16 protein-coding genes and 2 tRNA genes are annotated in these 18,493 nt (G+C 40.3%); 13 read left to right on the plus strand and 5 right to left on the minus strand.

The window, feature by feature from the left end; translation table 11 throughout:
* The first annotated feature begins 496 nt into the window (after positions 1-496).
* A complete protein-coding gene (locus MSKOL_RS18065) occupies positions 497-1,243 on the plus strand; it encodes a winged helix-turn-helix domain-containing protein (RefSeq protein WP_231592311.1) in 747 nt (248 codons plus the stop codon).
* Here MSKOL_RS18065 and MSKOL_RS18070 read toward each other — a convergent pair.
* A complete protein-coding gene (locus MSKOL_RS18070) occupies positions 1,231-2,187 on the minus strand; it encodes a methionyl-tRNA formyltransferase (protein ID WP_052725604.1) in 957 nt (318 codons plus the stop codon). The genes MSKOL_RS18065 and MSKOL_RS18070 overlap by 13 nt on opposite strands.
* A gap of 845 nt (positions 2,188-3,032) precedes the next feature.
* Between MSKOL_RS18070 and MSKOL_RS18075 the strand changes: the two genes are divergently transcribed.
* A complete protein-coding gene (locus tag MSKOL_RS18075) occupies positions 3,033-3,899 on the plus strand; it encodes a protease inhibitor I42 family protein (RefSeq protein WP_048123307.1) in 867 nt (288 codons plus the stop codon).
* Between the two features lie 104 nt (positions 3,900-4,003).
* Here the strand turns inward: MSKOL_RS18075 and MSKOL_RS18080 are convergent, their stop codons facing one another.
* Positions 4,004-4,195 carry a hypothetical protein gene (locus tag MSKOL_RS18080; protein ID WP_048123308.1) on the minus strand — a complete coding sequence of 64 codons (192 nt, stop codon included), beginning with the start codon at positions 4,193-4,195 and terminating at the stop codon, positions 4,004-4,006.
* 233 nt (positions 4,196-4,428) lie between these two features.
* Between MSKOL_RS18080 and MSKOL_RS18090 the strand changes: the two genes are divergently transcribed.
* From MSKOL_RS18090 to MSKOL_RS18100, 3 genes are all read left to right on the plus strand, one after another.
* Positions 4,429-4,503, plus strand: a tRNA-Met gene (locus tag MSKOL_RS18090).
* A 63-nt stretch (positions 4,504-4,566) separates the two neighbouring features.
* A tRNA-Met gene (locus MSKOL_RS18095) sits at positions 4,567-4,641 on the plus strand.
* A 344-nt stretch (positions 4,642-4,985) separates the two neighbouring features.
* Complete coding sequence (locus MSKOL_RS18100) at positions 4,986-6,317, plus strand: signal recognition particle protein Srp54 (RefSeq protein WP_048158002.1); 1,332 nt, start codon at positions 4,986-4,988, stop codon at positions 6,315-6,317.
* 210 nt (positions 6,318-6,527) lie between these two features.
* On the opposite strand, the gene MSKOL_RS18105 is transcribed toward MSKOL_RS18100, so the two are convergent.
* A complete protein-coding gene (locus MSKOL_RS18105; protein ID WP_048158003.1) occupies positions 6,528-7,097 on the minus strand; it encodes a GMP synthase subunit A in 570 nt (189 codons plus the stop codon).
* 426 nt (positions 7,098-7,523) lie between these two features.
* On the opposite strand from MSKOL_RS18105, the gene MSKOL_RS18110 reads away from it, so the two are divergent.
* The 6 genes from MSKOL_RS18110 (at position 7,524) to MSKOL_RS18135 (ending at position 14,424) form a co-directional block, all read left to right on the plus strand.
* Positions 7,524-8,321 carry a 2-amino-3,7-dideoxy-D-threo-hept-6-ulosonate synthase gene (locus MSKOL_RS18110; RefSeq protein ID WP_048123315.1) on the plus strand — a complete coding sequence of 266 codons (798 nt, stop codon included), beginning with the start codon at positions 7,524-7,526 and terminating at the stop codon, positions 8,319-8,321.
* Positions 8,322-8,418: 97 nt separating this feature from the next.
* Positions 8,419-9,561, plus strand: coding sequence for a 3-dehydroquinate synthase II (locus MSKOL_RS18115; RefSeq protein WP_048158004.1), 1,143 nt, complete (start codon positions 8,419-8,421; stop codon positions 9,559-9,561).
* Positions 9,562-9,730: 169 nt separating this feature from the next.
* Positions 9,731-10,474, plus strand: coding sequence for a type I 3-dehydroquinate dehydratase (aroD, locus tag MSKOL_RS18120; protein ID WP_048158460.1), 744 nt, complete (start codon positions 9,731-9,733; stop codon positions 10,472-10,474).
* The gene (locus MSKOL_RS18125; RefSeq protein ID WP_048158005.1) at positions 10,471-11,313 is read left to right on the plus strand and encodes a shikimate dehydrogenase; all 843 of its coding nucleotides are present in this window, start codon (positions 10,471-10,473) and stop codon (positions 11,311-11,313) included. Before aroD ends, MSKOL_RS18125 begins: the two co-directional genes overlap by 4 nt.
* Complete coding sequence (locus MSKOL_RS18130) at positions 11,310-12,776, plus strand: prephenate dehydrogenase (RefSeq protein ID WP_082091192.1); 1,467 nt, start codon at positions 11,310-11,312, stop codon at positions 12,774-12,776. Before MSKOL_RS18125 ends, MSKOL_RS18130 begins: the two co-directional genes overlap by 4 nt.
* A gap of 97 nt (positions 12,777-12,873) precedes the next feature.
* Positions 12,874-14,424, plus strand: a complete 1,551-nt coding sequence (locus tag MSKOL_RS18135) for a HEAT repeat domain-containing protein (protein WP_048158006.1) — start codon at positions 12,874-12,876, stop codon at positions 14,422-14,424.
* Between the two features lie 72 nt (positions 14,425-14,496).
* Here the strand turns inward: MSKOL_RS18135 and MSKOL_RS18140 are convergent, their stop codons facing one another.
* Together MSKOL_RS18140 and MSKOL_RS18145 are read right to left on the minus strand one after the other, a co-directional pair.
* Complete coding sequence (locus tag MSKOL_RS18140; protein ID WP_231592312.1) at positions 14,497-15,000, minus strand: VTT domain-containing protein; 504 nt, start codon at positions 14,998-15,000, stop codon at positions 14,497-14,499.
* Between the two features lie 50 nt (positions 15,001-15,050).
* Positions 15,051-15,530 carry a hypothetical protein gene (locus MSKOL_RS18145; protein WP_048158007.1) on the minus strand — a complete coding sequence of 160 codons (480 nt, stop codon included), beginning with the start codon at positions 15,528-15,530 and terminating at the stop codon, positions 15,051-15,053.
* Positions 15,531-15,654: 124 nt separating this feature from the next.
* Between MSKOL_RS18145 and MSKOL_RS18150 the strand changes: the two genes are divergently transcribed.
* Both MSKOL_RS18150 and twy1 read left to right on the plus strand, forming a co-directional pair.
* Positions 15,655-16,704, plus strand: coding sequence for a metallophosphoesterase (locus MSKOL_RS18150; protein ID WP_048158008.1), 1,050 nt, complete (start codon positions 15,655-15,657; stop codon positions 16,702-16,704).
* A 224-nt stretch (positions 16,705-16,928) separates the two neighbouring features.
* Positions 16,929-17,957, plus strand: coding sequence for a 4-demethylwyosine synthase TYW1 (twy1, locus tag MSKOL_RS18155; RefSeq protein WP_048158009.1), 1,029 nt, complete (start codon positions 16,929-16,931; stop codon positions 17,955-17,957).
* Positions 17,958-18,493 lie beyond the last annotated feature (536 nt).

An 18,493-nucleotide genomic window follows, 5' to 3' on the forward strand; every position in this document is an offset into this window, starting at 1 on the left:
TATGCAAAGTCCTCCATGATATGGAAATCGCGATACGCAGTCAGGATACTAGCAGATAAGAAGTATCACTTTCCAAGCTCTATATTCGACTTATATAATCCGGATTATAGACTTTAAGTTTTCTTATCTTGTCAAAGGATAACTCGGATAAGAGGAAAAAGAAGAGGATAAGAGGAAAAATAGGAAAATAAGAGGAAAAAGAAGAAGGCAAGAGAAAAAAGAAGAAGAGGAGAGTAAAAAGAGTATTATAGGATTAAAAAACGAACATTTGAAGGTAGGTTATAAACTCTTGCCATACTAAAAGGACGCAATAGAAAGGAAGCGACAGAAAGGACGTGATTGAAGTTAATTTCAAATATCTTTGGGTATTTCTCGTAGAAATGAAAAGTTCTTTCAATAAATCTTTCTGAAAACCAAAGACAAAAAGAATCTTTCGCAAAAGTGCACGATCCGGAAAGTGAAATCAATGGAAAAAACCTTGATAGACCTGATTTTTATGTCCCAAAAGAGAAAAGACCTTTTGCTCCTTCTCAAAAACGGAGGTAAGCCGATAGAGGAAATAGTAAAAGGTCTGAACGTTAACCCGACGGGCATGCTTCCCCAAATCAAAAAACTGAAGGATGAAAATCTGGTTTTTCAGGAAGATCGGGAGTACAGGCTAACGCCTCTTGCAAAAATTTTGGTTGAGAAGATGGAGCCTTTGCTTGATACTCTGCAGGTCATTGAGGAGAATGCGGAATATTGGCAGGATCGTGATCTCTCCGAATTACCCAGGACATTTCTGGAAAGGCTTAATGAACTGAAGTTCTGCTTCCTTGTTAGACCTGATCCTGATAATATTTTTGAGCCTTCTTCCGTATTCCTGGATAACATAAGAAAATCAAAAAAGATACTCTGCTTTTCATCAATATTTCACCCGGTCTTTTCTGAAATATTTCTGGCAAATAAAGACAACGATACCAGAATAACCCTTGTAGTAACAGAAAAAATCTGTGAAAGACTGAAAACTGATTTCAAAGAAGAACTGAAACTTTATTTGGCCAGAGAGAAAAGAAGGCTTTTTATCTGTAAGAACGAGATAAAGATTGCTATGCTGGTTAAGACCGAATACTTCATGGCTGCTGATTTTCTTACGTCAAATGGGATTTTTGACCAGGAAACTATTATGGGTTTCGAGCCTGCAGCTCTGAGATGGACTGAAGACCTTGTTTTGCATTACAAAGAGCAGGCTCAACATATATAAGGGTAAATTCGGGCAAGAAAACTCGCAGGTGAAAATATAACATCAACATATATTTTTCCGTTTTTGCAAACTAAAAAGTGTTTTGAATTTTCTTTACAAAGCTCCCCTACTTTATATCCGGAAGTATTACATTTTTCTGTATTCAGAATTTTAATCGTGAACCCTAGTTTATGCAAACTGGGTTTTTTCATCAGAGTGTAATGATACTTCGGAGTACCACTTAAAAAATGAAATACTCTTTCAACACCCCAATCATCCCATTTTATGAGCTCACTATATTCACCAGGTTTAATCTTTCTGGCTCTCACAGTTGGAGTAGTTGCAGACTGCTTTATTCGGGGAACATCTCCACTCTCAATCATATCCATTGTTTTTAGAAGAAATTTTATTCCTGTTAAAGATAACTTCTTAACAACTTCCTCGAGTTTGTCACCTGAACTTATAAGAATCCTTTCCTGGAAAATTATATCGCCGGTATCCTCGCCTTTGTTTATATAATGAAGAGTGACTCCTGGATTAAGTATATAATCGTAATATTCCCAGAAAAGGGGAGATGGCCCTCTGTATTCTGGAAGATGTGAATAATGAAGATTAATAGTCCCAAGTTTCGGGATAGTAAATATATTCTCCTTCAAGAGATGAGACATAGAATACACAACTATAATATCGGGCTGTAAATGCTTCATCCATTTTTGAAAGGTTTCGTTGTCTCCTTTCCTTAAGTAGTAATAAGGAATTTTCAGTTTTTTAGAGAAGTTTTTTAAATTTAAAGGCCTGGAGGTGAATGAATAATATACGTCTGTAAAAGCCCCTCCTATAGATTTAAGGAATGAGTTAGGTTCTCTTGTCCGGGAGCACTCAACAATTCCCACTACCTCATGTCCTGATTCAATAATGGATTCAAAAACGTTAGAAACTCCCTGTGTAATAACTGCAATTCTCAATTGAAATCCCACCTATCTTTATTTGAGACGAGACAAGAAAAAATCTGCTATAATCACTTCTTTTAACATACATACTGAATTTATTTTAGGTATTTTCCAGGAATTCAAGATGGGACCTCCTTAAATAGTAATTCAAAGTATTATTTTCCGCTGAGAAAAACTGTCTCTCTAAGTAAAAAGTACAAACTCTATGCTTGCTAGCAAAAAGCACAGAGTTAACACTGTTATTAGTGGTTACATGAGGTTGGCATAGTAGATAGAACTTACGCATTTGAGCAACAGAATCAATTACGGCAAAGACTGTGAATTAGAGTCATATTTTAGACAGTTTACGGTCTGATGCTGTTGGTTTTTCAGATAAACTGTGTAAGTTTTAGTATATTTTTATGAAACTGTGATAAAAATCAAAAGTTGACTTTAGAATGGGGTTTTTAAGAATCGGACTTTAATATTGAGTTTTATCTATTTATATCCAAATATATTAAGTTTTATAAAGACATAATATTATAAAAGCTTGTTTAAAAGTGTATATCAAGCTTTTGGAAAGCTAAAATTAAAGTTTTCAAACGGCTAAAATTAAATATTTTAGACATCTAAAATTCAAAAATTTTGATTAGATTTAATCTAAAGCTTTTGAGTTATTGAAGTTTGAAGTTTTTGAACTAGTTTGATTGATAAATTCACTATTAAACTAATTTCCAATACAATTTAAATCAACAAAAAAGAGAACTGACCTGTAAAGCTGCAAACAGAGCTGAAGTTTAAGCAAAGGATAAATCCAAACAGACTTATCTTTCCATAAACGAATCAGAGAGAATAAGAGTAGATAGAAAAAGAGGGGAAAAATGAAAACAGGAACAAATAATAAGTTTTGGAAGTATACAAAAGTTACAACGTTTCTGCTTATGGCCTTTGTGATTATTCTTTCCGGCTGTGTTGGCAACGGACAGAACGAAACCGAATCAGAAAATGTAACAAATGATAGTCAGGGGATTATTGGAACAAACAGTAGTCACGGAACCACTGGAGGAGATTACATATACGGTACTGCAAAGGTAGAGAGCATACAGATTGTGACCCTTGAGTCATTTCCCGTACAGATACAGGTAATAGCGAAAGGCTACCTCCCAGATGGATGTACTGAAATCAACGAAATAAAGAATGAAAGCGAAGGAAATGCCTTTAATATCACTATAAGTACAAAACGCCCTAAAGATGCATTCTGTACACAGGCTATAAAGAGTTTTACAGAAACAATTCCACTTGAAGTTCAGGGTCTCAAAGCAGGAAATTACACTGTAAATGTGAATGGAGTAACGGGGTCCTTTGAGCTACCTGTAGATAACGTACCTGAAGAAACTTCCGGCTCTATGTCGCCAAAACAACAGGTAATAACCGAAGCGGACAACGGAACAAGTATAAGTCTTGAAAATGGAAGCACATTTTTCCTAAGGCTTAAGGAAAACCCAACCACAGGTTACTCATGGGAACTCAATCTGAGCCAGGGGCTCAATAATATATCAGGGGAATACTATCCACCGGAGCAGCCTGAAGGAATAAAGCAACCTCTTGTGGGCGCGGGAGGAGTCCATTTATGGGAGATTAAAGCCGTATCTAAAGGCAGTCAGCAAGTAACTGGAATATATAAAAGACCCTGGGAGAACGTAACCGGAGAGGAAGAGAACTTTATACTCAATGTTGAGGTTGTCTGAGTTGCCAGCAATACCTACCCTTTTCCAAATTTTTCCCATTCGGTAAAGAAGAAGGCATTTTTAACTTTTAATCCGGTACTGTATATTCTCTCCGGCTGGTCTTTTTAAAGAGATCCAAGAGCCTGTTTCAAGTCTTTAAGGCAGTTTTCGCAGATGTAGGATGTACCGATTTGTGTACATCCAAGAATTTCCGCACCTTCTTCCTTTTCTCTCTCTTCCTGGCCTCCAGGATAGCCTTCGCAGTAAACTCCACACCTAACTTCGCAATAAGCTCCGCAGAATAAGCACCTTGTCATAATATGATTTAGGGTTTGAAATATCAAATATATTTCCGGAAAAGCCTGAGAAAATAAAGGGCAGAATATGAAATATGACAAATTGCAGTTAACTGAGGAATTTCTTTAGAGAAACGCCTAAATTCTACGATAAAACTCTGAAGATTAAAAGGCCAAGCGAAAAGTATATAAACGATCGTTAGTATGTTCTGATAGTTGTCCCAGGCAAGGTGGCCTGATAAATAAAACCCTGTAGCGGGGTGGGGTAGCCAGGAGATCCCGACGGGCTCATAACCCGTAGACCGATGGTTCGAATCCATCCCCCGCTATAGTAAAGCTCTTTTCTGAGTTTATTTGTGGTTTGACACATTTTCAGATTTTAATTCCCCGGTAGCGGGGTGGGGTAGCCAGGAGATCCCGACGGGCTCATAACCCGTAGACCGATGGTTCGAATCCATCCCCCGCTATAGTAAGTTTATTTATAGATTTTTATGGTGTTTTTTGGCTTTATGGTATTTTTTGGTTTTATGACATTTTTTGGTTTTATGACATTTTTTGGTTTTATGACATTTTTTGGTTTTATGGTGTTTTACGCTTTTAAGAATCTTTCAGATAACACATTTTCAAATCTTCATACCCGGCAATGTTTTTATAGCCGGTTACCGATTCATATATAGAATCCATTTACTTATCCCTTTTTTAAGCTACTAAACTCAAGGCTTATTAAGGAAGGTTACTTTCTTACACAAGGTCAAAAAAGTGTGAGTATCTTTTCATTTATCCTCAAAAAAACCAGCAGGATGACTTTCATATGGTAATGGAAAAACTTGGAGACTCCTTACAGGGGGCACTCAAGAAGCTGATCGGCGCGGGGCGAATTGATGAGCGTACGGTCAATGAAGTAGTAAAAGATATCCAGCGGGCTCTGCTCCAGGCCGACGTGAATGTAAAACTTGTTATGGGAATGTCCCAGAGAATCAAAGAGCGTGCGATGAAAGAAGACCCTCCTGCAGGTATGAACCCGAGGGAGCACGTAATCCGCATCGTATACCAGGAATTAATGGAAATTATCGGCAAAGGAGCTGTGATTCAGCTCAAGCCGCAGATTATAATGATGGTTGGGCTTCAGGGAAGCGGAAAAACTACCAGTACAGCAAAGCTTGCTCGCTACTTCCAGAGAAAAGGACTCAAAGCAGGGGTTATCGCCGCAGATACCTTCCGACCTGGCGCATATCACCAGCTTAAAACTCTCTGTGAGAAGCTCAACGTAGCTTTCTATGGAGAAGAAAACAATCCCGATGCCGTTGAAATTACCAGAAACGGGCTCAAAGCCCTGGAAAAATACGACGTAAAAATTGTGGATACCGCAGGCCGGCATGCTCTTGAAGCCGATCTAATAGAAGAGATGGAACAGATCAACGCCGTTGCCAAGCCAAACCAGAAGTTCATGGTACTGGATGCAGGTATCGGACAGCAGGCAAGCCAGCAGGCACATGCATTTAATGATTCTGTCGGGATTACGGGCGTTATCATAACGAAACTTGACGGCACTGCAAAAGGAGGCGGAGCCCTGTCTGCCGTTTCCGAAACAAAAGCCCCTATTGCCTTTATCGGCGTTGGGGAAACGCCGGAAGATTTTGAAAAATTCGAAGCCGACAGGTTCATTTCAAGGCTTCTTGGCATGGGAGACCTTAAAAGCCTGATGGAAAAAGCTGAAGAGACCCTTAGCGAAGAAGACGTAAATGTCGAAGCCCTGATGCAGGGGAGATTCACCCTCAAGGATATGTACAAGCAGCTTGAAGCCATGAACAAAATGGGCCCTCTCAAACAGATTATGTCCATGCTGCCACTAGGAATGGGCGGGATGGGAGGCGTTAAGCTCTCAGATGAAATGTTCCAGGCTACAAGTGACAAGATGAAGAATTACAAGATAATCATGGATTCCATGACTGAAGAAGAAATGAATGACCCCAAGCTTATAGGCGGTTCCCGGATCAAAAGGATTTCAAGAGGCTCGGGATGCAGCCCTGAAGAAGTAAGGGAGCTTCTGAAATATCACAAAACCATGCAGACAGCTCTAAAAGGCTTCAGGGGTGGAAAATTCAATATTCAGAAAATGATGAAGAAAAGACTCGGGATGTAATTTATCCCGAAGACTTTTTTATCTTTATATAGTGTTTATTTGCGTTTATTTCTCTTTTACAATTCTAAATTTAAAGGACATTTCATTCTTGAGATTAATATCGATTGTTAATATCGATTGTTAATATCGGTTGTTAATACCGGTTGCTAATATCGATTGCTAATATCGGTTGTTAATATCGGTTGTTAATGTCGATTATTAGCATCAATCTTAATATTTTTCACAAATTTCAAGGAAGTTAGTAAGCAGTTCTTCTCCCTTCTCTGTATGGGAAACCTCGGGATGCCACTGAACACCGTAAATAGGTTTTGTCGGGTGGCGCATGGCTTCAATTTCACATATATCAGAACGGGCAAGATGGATAAAGCCCTCAGGCAGAATGGCAACCTCATCTGCATGGGAAGCCCAAACTGTAGTCCTGGGTCCGAGTCCACGAAGAATATCATCTTCTTCGAGAACTTCTACCTCAACCTCTGCATACCCGCCTTTTTTCCCTGCATGAACGTGCCCTCCATATGCCAGGGCAATTGCCTGATGCCCGAGGCAAATCCCAAGAATAGGGAGATCGATTTCCCGGACGTAATCAAAACATAAACCTGCCCTATCCATTTCCGGCCCACCACTCAGGATCAGTCCGTCCGGTTCTTCTGCCAGGATATCTTCAATTGGCGTTGTATTGGGAATTATTTTCGTATCCATGTCAAGGTCTCGAACAGCCCGGTGAATGAGATGGCAAAATTGTCCGTAGTTATTAACAACAAGAATTTTCAGCTCTTTCATAGTTCCTTCAGTTCCTGTTTTAGTCTGATTGTATTTTCTGACGCTCTGAGTTTACTCTATTAGCCGGTCTTATCCTATTTTAATTCTTGTATGTTTTCAAAGTTTAGAAATGCGAATTGTTTTCGTAGTCAGTAGGCTTTGAGTTCGGTACGTTTCTCCAATCTATGTTTCTATGGCCTGGAATGTATTTTCAATGATACTATTTACTCATAACAAAGAATTGACTCTCAGATGTGGTCATTATAGTACATTGTTATACAGAAAAGTTCAAGAATATCCGTTACTATTAAAGTGCATACTTTGTCTCATAGCTAGTTGGAATAGCTTTAAATAGGTTTAGTGTGCTAACGTGTCACATGCTAGCACGGAGTTTCTTAATAAATATAGCAATAATTTGAGAACATTTTGCGCTCGAAGGAGATTATAATGTCAGAAATCGGTAAAAAGATACGGATAGAAAGGCTGATGAACCGGGAAAGCAGAAACATGGTCATTATTCCCATGGACCATGGGATCTCAGACGGGCCTATTGACGGGCTTATCAATATCACTGATACAGTGAACAGAGTTGCCGAAGGAGGAGCAAATGCCGTCCTTATGCAGAAAGGAATGGTAAAATACGGGCACAGGGGATACGGCCACGATATAGGCCTTATTGTGCATATAAGTGGTTCTTCTTCCCTGAGTCCGGACCCCAATGCTAAAGTGCAGGTCTGTACAGTAGAGGAAGTCATTAAGATGGGAGCTGATGCTGTTTCCATGCACATAAACGTAGGCTCTGAAACCGAAGCTGACCAGCTCGAGCAGCTCGGAAAAATTTCCAGAGACTGTACGGAATGGGGCATGCCTCTCCTTACTATGATGTACCCCAGAGGTAAAAAGATCACAAATCCTCACGACCCTGTAAATGTAGCGCACGCTGCAAGGATCGGGGCCGAGCTAGGTGCTGATGTTGTGAAAACGGTATACACCGGAGACCCTGATAGCTTCAGAGACGTTGTAAGAGGCTGCCCTGTACCTGTAGTTATCGCAGGAGGACCTAAAACCTCAACGGATCTGGAACTCCTGGAGATGATTGACGGGGCGATGGAAGCAGGAGCCAGAGGTGCTGCAATTGGAAGAAATGTTTTCCAGCATAAGGACCCTGTTAGACTCACCCGGGCTATTTGCGAAATAGTACATCATAGAAGGCCTGTAGAAGAAGCCCTCGAACAGCTAAAGTGAGAGCTAGATATTGAAAAGCAAGACCAGAACCCGAAACAGAAGTTAAAAAAGGGAAAAGGCCTGAGTAAAAACAGAAAATATACAGGGGTTGAAGCCTTTGAAGAAGAAAAGCGTGTGGATAAAAGCCGATGAAGGCGGATGGGAACAACAGAAAGAAAGAATCACGACAGGCCTTGAATCAGGAGCTGACTGCGTACTTGTAAACCCAGGAGATGTCGGAAAAACCAGGGAACTGGGAAGTATTCCAGTAGCAACCTTTGGCCGTGACAATAAATCCGGGGCTGAGATTATTGTCGTTGGGAAGAGGGGAGAAGGCGACGGGACGAAACCTTTACCCCTTGAAACTCAAGGTTCTCTTGACATAAACGCAGCAACCCTTCTCAGGGATAAAGGGGTGGCTGTTGGCGGATATGTTATAATCAAAGACAAACGCTACGAGCAATTTGCAGCCGAACTCGGAAAGGTATGCGACTTCCTGATTGTGACAGGCACGGACTGGAAGGTTATTCCTCTGGAAAACCTGATAGCTGAGCTTCAGCGTTATGACGTAAAAATAATTTTCGGGGTAAAGAGTGCTGAAGAAGCAAAGCTGGCCTTCCAGACCCTTGAGACCGGAGCAGACGGCGTCCTTCTTGACAGTGGGAACATCCAGGAAATAAAAGATACCATCCAGGCTGCAAGGGAGCTGGAAAACGAAAGTGCTGAGCTTGAGTCTGCGGTTGTAACCCGGGTCGAGCCTCTTGGAATGGGAGATAGAGTCTGTGTGGACACATGCAATCTCATGCAAAAGGGGGAAGGCATGCTCATAGGTTCTCAGGCAAGCGGGATGTTCCTTGTAAATTCCGAATCTGATGACAGCCCATATGTGGCAGCCCGCCCATTCAGGGTAAATGCAGGTGCGGTTCACTCTTATATAAAAATTGGAGATAAAACCCGCTACCTTTCGGAACTTAGAACCGGAGATGCGGTAACCATAATCGATTCAAAAGGGAGACAGAGAGAAGGTTTTGTGGGTAGAGTTAAGATAGAAAGCCGTCCTCTCATGCTTATTGAAGCAAAAGCAGGCAATCGTATTCTGAGCGCAATCCTGCAAAATGCCGAAACTATCAAGCTGGTCGGAAAAGACGGAAATCCGATTTCAGTCGCCAAACTCAAGAAAGGCGATGAGGTTCTGGTCCGCCTGGAAGAGGGAGCCAGGCATTTCGGTAAAAAAATTGAAGAGACAATTATAGAGAAATGACCTCCTAAAAAGGAAAAATCCTGAAAAGAAACGATTGCCAGCGGGAAACAAAAACCAGAAAAAGAAACGGTTATCAGCGGAAAAACGGAAAAAGAAACGGTCATCAGCGGAAAAACGAAAAACGGAAAAGGAAACGGCCATCAGCGGAAAACAAAAACCGGAGAAAACAATGATTCATATTGGTCAGCTTGACCTTGAGAAAAAAGCTGCCGTTGTCGCAGTAATCCTTGAAAAACCTCTTGAAACTTCAAGAAAGGCCGCCAAAATGGGAGCCGACCTTCTCGAAATCCGGCTGGATTTACTTGGAATCAGGGATCTTGAAACAGCTGTAGAAACAATCCGAAAAGTAAAATCCGAAACCGGACTTCCGGTAATCCTCACAAATCGCTCAATTAAGGAAGGAGGGAAATGGGAAGGAAGAGAAGACGACAGAATTGAACTTCTTACAAATCTCTTTTCTACAAATCTCATTTTCCTGAAAGATGGGCCAGATGCAGTAGACATCGAGCTCTCTGCCGGAAGAGAAGCAAGAGACAAGGTAATAAAAGCGGCAAAAGCCTGCGGAAAAACCGTAATCGTTTCTTCCCATGACTTTTCAAAAACTCCGGATTTCCAAGAAATGAAAACTATTCTGGAAGAAGCATTCCTGGCAGGGGCAGATATCGCGAAACTTGCTGTTATGCCGCAATCGAGAAGAGACGTACTTGACCTGTTAAGAGTTGCACTGGATGCCAGGGAGGCAGGAAACGCTGTATGTACAATCGCTATGGGCAAGCTTGGAAAACATACAAGGGTAATTGCTCCTTTCTACGGTTCGGTCCTGACATATGCGGCTGTTGATAGTGAAGTTTCTGCCGCTCCCGGGCAATTTCAGGTAGATGAAATAAAGAAGATATTGGAGCTGCTCGAATGAAGCGAGTTTTTGGCGTATTTGGAGACCCTATAGCCCATTCCCTTTCTCCTGCAATGCATAACGCAGCTTTTTCAGCCCTTGGGATGGACTGTATCTATCACGCTTTCAGAGTGAAACCCGAAAAACTGGAAAAAGCAATTCTTGGGGCTGCAGCTATGGGGTTTGGAGGGCTCAATCTGACAGTACCCTTAAAAGAGGTAGCTTTGAAACTTGACTGCATAAAACCGGACCCACTTGCCGAAAAAATAGGAGCTGTAAACACTGTCGTTTTCGGGGAAACCGGAGAAATAAAAGGGTACAACACGGATGGATTAGGAGCAAAACAGGCACTTCAGAATTCTGCAGTGGAAATAGAGGGGTCTAAAATCGTAGTTGCAGGAGCAGGGGGGGCAGCAAGATCCATTGCTTTTCAGCTTGCAGCCGATGGCGCTGAAATCATAATAGTAAACCGGACCGAAGGAAGGGCAATTGAGCTTGCAAAAGATATCTCAACTGCCGCCCTTTCTGGAAACGTAACTGGAAGAGGACTCTCCGGATTAAAAGAACTGTTGCAGGATGCCAATATTCTGATCAACACCACGACTCTTGGAATGCACCCGAACACAGAAACTACAATTGCCACAGCAGAAGATCTTCACCCTGACCTTACTGTTTTTGATATTGTCTATAATCCTCTGGAAACCAGGCTCTTAAGAGAAGCAAAAGCCTCAGGCGCAAAGACTGTGAGTGGAGTCTTAATGCTTGTCTATCAGGGAGCTGAAGCTTTCAAACTCTGGACAGGAATCGAACCTCCAGTTGAACTTATGAAAAAAACGGTTCTGGAGGCTTTGCAGGCTTGAGTGTTAATCTGAAACCAGGGAGTCAGGTCAATACAGATCAAAACCCTGAAAAAACGAAGGTGCTGATCCTTGGCGGAACTGGGGAGATGGGACAATGGTTTACCCGTTTTTTCAAAGAAAAAGGCTACGAAGTTACAGTCTGGGGAAAAGGGGGGAAAACCGAGATTGCAAGGAAATTAGAAGTTCCTTTTGCCTTAAATCTTGAAGAAGCTATTCCGGGAAGTGACATAGTAATAGTCTCGGTGCCCATCAATGTAACTGAAGAGACTATTGCGGAATTTGCCCCAAAAATGAAGGCTGGAAGCCTCCTTATGGACTTTACTTCCATTAAAGTAAAGCCTGTGGAAGCTATGAAAAAGTTCGCCCCTTCAGATGTGGAGATTCTCGGCACACATCCAATGTTTGGCCCAACAATTCCTACTATCAGAGGGCAAACTGTCATTCTCGTCCCTGTAAAAGGGCGTTCAGAGAAGTGGTTTCCGGTAATAAGAGAGCTTTTTGAGGAAGGAGGGGCGCATGTTGAAATTACTACTGCGGCCGAGCATGATAGGCTTGTATCGGTTGTGCAGGGGCTTACCCATTTTGCCTATATTACTATAGGAACGACAATTGACCGGTTAGATTTCGATATAAAAAAATCTAGAAAATTCGTAAGCCCGGTCTACGCCATAATGCTTGACTTTGTAGGCAGGATCCTTGGCCAGAACCCCTATCTGTATGCCCTCATCCAGATGGAAAATCCCGGAGTGCTGGAGGTTCATGACGCATTTATCAGGGAATGTGAAGAGCTCTCGAAGCTGGTGCGAGCCCATGACGAAGAAAGTTTTGTGAAAAAAATGAAATCTGCTGCTCGTAAGTACGGAGATACGGCTCATGCCCTGCGTAAATCGGACAAACTGATTAATTCCAGAATAACTGAATACGAGACAATCCTGAACTCTATTGGAAAGGTCTGTGGCTTTTCTCATTTTTATTCCGGAAAAATCCACGTAGGTCTCCTGGAAAAGGCAGGACCGGATGAGATCGTCCTTACAAAGCTGGTATCAAAAGGCACCTCTCCCCATATAAAAAACAAATTTGTAAAACTCAAGCTTGAAAATCTTCGCATGCTTTCGGAATCAGAATTGTGGGAATGGAGAAAAGAAAACCTTGAACATTCCACAAGGGATATTTCAGTCCTTATCCCTGAAGGGGCTGACCCTGCAGTTATACTTAACGCTATAAATACTAACAAACAGCTTGCAGCCTGCGAAATAAGTGATATCTATAAAGGGGAAGATTATAAAGAATTTAACCGGATAGAAACTGAAAAAGAAAAAGAAGAATTAAAAAGGCTCGGAGTTACTTACAGGATAACGGTTTTTGGGGATTGTGATGCTAATTCTGTCGAATATGATGTTACATCACTCCTTTGCGGCCTTGGGTGCAGAATAAGAGAGAAAAATCTGAAGCAGAAGAGATGAAAACTCCTTTCTCCTTATAAGTCCTCCTTATAAGTCCGCGTTGTCTGTATAAATAAAGAGAGAAAGTGATATAAACAATAAAAAAAAAGATAGTGTAATGTCCGGAGTTAGATGGAGAGTCTCTCTTTTATTTGCGCTTATCACTCTTTCTATATTTTTTTCACTTCTTGCAAATAGTGATAGGTTTATGGAATTCAGTGGAAATGGAACATACACACAAACCGGAACTGGGAGTTTAAACAATTCAATCATAAATCTCACAAATAGGCTGGAAGCCGACAATCATGAAGCGAGACTGAATGCTGCAGCTGAACTTGGGGAGATTGGCAGGCCTGCGGCAAATAATCTTGTTGACAAAATAGCGTCAAATAATTCGAGTTCGGAAGAAATAAACAGTTACATGCTTCTCGCACTTCTTGAAACCGGAGATGACAGGGCAGAAAATATCCTTTCCGAAAACTTTGAGAAAATTGGGGCTTCGAATAATGCCACAAACGAGAGCAAAGCTGAAGAATGGAAACAAGGGACCTCAGAAGACACCCTGCAGGCCATAGAAGCAAAAGATACAACCACAAGAAAGTACATTGCAGATTCCATTGCTATGGACTCAGCCAGGGCGGGGGACAGGGGAGAAACAAACGCTTTTGAGAGGGCTCTTAAATCAGAAACACAGAATTCAAGTATCTATGTTCCTTTTGCGCTTTCAGACTTTGGACCTGAAGAACCAGGAAGTGAAACCGAAAAACTTCTTAAAGCTCTTAAAAGCAATAAAGGAAGCACAAGAGTTGCAGCTATGATGGCTCTTGGAGAAATGAGAGAAGAAGCGGCAGTAAATCCCATAATTGGAATTCTAACGAAAGATTATCCGCCAGTACAAGCCAGTGCAGCAATTGCACTTGGAAAGATCGGGGATGAAAGGGCAGTAGAAGTTCTAAGAAAAGAAATGAAAGATGGCGATAACGAATATGTTAAAGGCAGCTCCGCAATTGCGCTTGCGAGGATAGGGGACGAAAATTCAGTACCCTATATTATAGATAGGCTGAGAGACCAGAGAATCAAAGTAAGAAGTAGTGCGGCTCTTGCACTCGGAGAAATAGGAAACGAGACCGCAGTAGAACCCCTAATAGAAATCCTGAAAACCGGAAAGAGTACAGAAGGGCAAAAGAGTACTTCCTTGAATGCAAACCCTGATGTCCGAAAAAGCGTCATCCTTGCCCTTGGAGAAATAGGGAGCACTAACTCTAGTGAAATTTTAATCGGCATAATTACCGATAAAGAAGAAGAGCTTGAAGTCAGAACAGCGGCAGCTTCAGCCCTGGGGAATATAAAAGATCCAAAAGCTGTAGAAACGCTCAAACAGACGTTTGCTGACGAAACTATGGATGCAAATATTAGAAACGCGACTTTTCTTGCACTCAGCAAAACAAGAGACCAGGAAACTGTAGGAATGCTTGTAGGAAAACTGGGAGATGAAGAATTTGGGGCTATCGCAAGAGAAGCTCTCATAGATCAGGGGGAACTGGCTGTTGGTCCCCTTATAGAAAATTTGAAAACGGAAGACAAGAAAATTAGAGCTGAAACAGCCTTAATTCTTATTGAAATTGGGGATCAGAGGGCAGTTACGCCTCTTATTGAGGCTTATAAGTAACTTTAAGGAATGATTCAAGTATAATATCAAGGTATTTGTTGCCAAGAATCATTATTAAGATGCTGAAATTACTTATGATAAACTGCCTTTTATAAGCATCGTGGCTGTAATTATATAAAAAGCATTAATTATAGATTCTCCTATGAAAACCCCAAGGAGACACTTGAATACATTTATTCTTAGGCTGGACACAATGTAGACGATCAAATTTGTGGGAACCATAGGAAAAAAACTCCATCCAACAATCAAAGGGAGTTCTTTATCCACGAGTTTGGATTTCATTTTATGGGTATATTTACTGTACTTTGTTTCAAGATAAACGTCGCATTCAAGGTATCTGGAGAAATAATATACTATTGTAGCAGAGGTCATTACACCAGCCATGTTTACTACAAATAATTTAATTGGATTGAATATGAGTGTCCCTACAAGTATAAGTGGTGAGGGCATAAATACCACTCTTTGAAATGAAAGGAGAAGGTAATAAATTATAGGAGTTTCAACAGGATAATTTGCAGCGGTTTCTTCCAGGAATGAAAAGCTTAATTTTTCTGGAAATAATAGGTATGTAGTCATACCTCCGAGAATAATAATTATCCACAGGTAAAAAGTGATCTTTTTAAAATTCATTTGAAGCCCCATTCTCCTGTATGTCGTTCACCTTCAGATCTGTGAAGTTTAATCCGCTTGTGTTTTGGATCTGATAAGTCCAGTTGCCGAGTGTTTTTATAGACCAGATTCATGTACTTATTGATTCCATAAATCGTATACCTAGACTTATCGTTAGGATCCTGGATATCATAAGTGATCATGAATATTCTTTCTTTTTTGTTTTCTGTCCCATAGTGACTTTCAAAAAGCTTTATAAAATCGTCTTCTGGGGTTAGTGAAATATTAAAAAATTCAGATGCAAATTCTTCTTTTGAATAGGCTTGAAAATTTACTGTGCCAGAATCTATGTCATTAAATTTAATCAATGAATTCGCAAATAAATTCATGAATAATGGGTTTGAAAATATCAAGAAACCGAATATAAAAGTGAGTAGAGAAAAGGTCAAAAAAGTATAAAAAGCAATTTTTAAGTATTTTTTTATTTTTTCGGCCATTAGATTCAGTTAATTGTACCATTTATATAAACTCAGTGTCTCAAAACATTAATTAGATTACAATGGATGCCCAAACAATTGTCTTGAGATTATTATTTATTTCAGTAATCTAATGAATTCTCAAATGAAGCAAGCTTATATAGTTATCTCAGATGTACATTTAGGCAACGGGGAATGCAATCATAAAGATTTTTGTGATTTCCTTGAGTGGGTGCATGGCTTGGAAAAACAGTCTGAGGTTATAAAATGCAAGGATAAAAAAATAACAATTAAAACTCCTGATAAAATAATTCTCTTAGGGGATATCTTGGATTTGTGGAATCCAAAGAATAGTGACAGAAATAACATTATAAAAGATGTTATGAAGCCTTTTTATTTACTTACTAATATTAATTGCGACAAAATATATGTAGTTGGCAACCATGACGATTCTTTGGGCGAACTTGAAGGAAAGGGTGATTTTGATGTTTTAAATAATGGAAAAAAAATTGTTATTTACAATAGGCATTATCCTAAAAAAGATAAGAAATCTGGTAAAGCACACGGTATTAAAATTGGAAACAAATCATATTTTTTTCTCCATGGTCATCAATTTGATAAAAATCAAGCTATTTTAAAGCATGTCAATAGAATCTGGAATCCCATTAATTGGTTCCAAGATCTTTTCAATGTCAAATTTACTAAAAAATACTGGAAAGCAAATTTTGCTATATTTTTAGGCTTGTTAATTTGTGATAAATACTTTTTAATGAGAGAATTTCCACAACCTGATTTTTTTGATAATCTGAGTTGGGCTATGATTATTGGCTTTTTTGCATTGAGTTCGATTCCTGGTATTGTTGCCAATACTCAAGGAATAATTTACAACTCCACGAAACCTAGGGATAAGACTGTAGAACAAGTCATTAAAGATAAGTATTACCAGAAAAACAGGGAAACTATAGATGCAGATGTTGTTGTTTTCGGTCATACTCATTTTGCAAGCTCTTATGAGCTAAAGACAGAAACAGGGAAGAAATTATTTCTTAATAGCGGGTGCTGGGTTGGGTCAGACATAGAATATAATGGAATAATGTGTTATGCAAATACGTTTCTATACCTAGATGAGAGCGGGGCATATATCATGACATGGCGTGGCTCTGGTAATATCGAATGTATTGAAGCTTTTACATAAAATGAAGTATGTAGAGTGATATGTCAGAGATTGAACAGAGTTATCTTTTTTATTGACGCATATTTTTACTACAAAAACTATGCATTTTCTCGTCTTAGCTTCTATCTTTACAGAATTTTGGTGCACTGCCTTGAGGTTTATTCGATTTTAACTTGATCGCTGAAGCCCTCTCCAAAATTATTTTCCGATCCTTATATATACCACAAAGATTTAATATGCGGAAAATGCCGCTGGAAGAAAAAAAAGAAAATACCTGGGAAGATTTCCCCGACGTTCCGGAAAAAAACAGGGGGGAAGATACTGCTTTGCTTCCTTTTGACATCCCTGATTTAAAAACTCTCCTGAAAAAACAGGGCTATGCTCTGGCAGGCCGCCACTCAGCTGTTAAGACCTGTCTCTGGCTAAGGCACGCTATGAATGGCCAGGGCTTTTGCTATAAATCGAAATTCTATGGAGTTCAGTCTCATCGCTGCCTTCAGATGACTCCAACACTTATGTGCAACCAGCGCTGTCTTTTTTGCTGGCGTCCGACTGAGGTCCCTGTTCCTGCGCCCGAGGAATGGGATTCACCTGAAAAGATAGTAGAAGAAAGTATTGCCTGCCAGCGTAAGCTAATTACCGGCTTTGGTGGTTCTCCTAATGCACTGAAGGAACGCTGGCTTGAGGGCAATGAGCCGAATAATGTTGCAATTTCCCTGTCTGGAGAACCAACCTTTTACCCTTATCTCCCTGAACTTATCGAGGAGTACGAAAAAAGAGGTTTTACGACTTTTCTTGTCACAAACGGCACAGTCCCCGAAATGCTTGCAAAGGTTTCCCCTTCCCAGCTCTATATGAGTCTTGATGCTCCAGATATTGAGACTTACCTGAAAGTCTGCCAACCCAGGTCGCCTGCTCTATGGGAAAAGATCAATGAATCTCTGTCCCTGATGAAGCAGAAAAAATCAAGGACAGTCATCCGAACAACCCTTGTGAAAGGTGAAAACCTGTTCAAGCCTGAGGCTTATGCCAGGCTAATGGAAAAAGCCTCCCCTGACTTTGTGGAGATAAAAGCATATATGCATCTGGGCTTCTCAAGACTCAGGCTTGACCGCTCTGCAATGCCTACTCATGAAGAGGTCCTCGAGTTCTCACAGGAACTTGCAAAACATCTTGGATATGAAATCGCAGATGAATCTGAAATCAGCAGAGTAGTCTTGTTATCAAAGGATGGGAGAAAATCTCCTGTCAAAAGAGTTTCCTGCCCTGACTAAATTCAAGTTTTTGATCTTAGTACCAGTAACATCCAATGTGGAAACACAGCATGGTTTTTATATATTAATTGATATATAAAATACGTTTGGGGATAGAAACAAATATAAACTCATGTTTCATTTAGGGGTATAACTCCAGCATGGATTTATCCAGTTTTATAGTTTATATACAGTTTGAGTAAAATTATGTCTCACATCTAGTGATATCAACAGAGCACGAAATAGGAAAAGTTTACGTAGCAAAGGAGCCGTCTTTTTCCGGAATTTCTGAGTGTCTTTCCCGGATTCGAAGTGTCGGTTCTTCTGGCAGCGTACTCTTACTCTTAGTTTCTTGTGTTCAGAGCGGTTTTTACATTCAGCTTTCGGTGAGATGGGGCTCGCTGTGTAATTTGCCATTATCAAATCCTCTGTCACCCTTGTTAAACTAACCGAAAAGCTAAACGAACGACAAACTGGGGAATAAAAATTACTAAGATAACACATTTGGAATGAAATTAAAATTCTTAATAAAATTAAAATTCTTAAATGTGTTTTCA

Source organism: Methanosarcina sp. Kolksee (assembly GCF_000969945.1).
GTDB classification, from domain to species: Archaea; Halobacteriota; Methanosarcinia; order Methanosarcinales; family Methanosarcinaceae; genus Methanosarcina; species Methanosarcina vacuolata.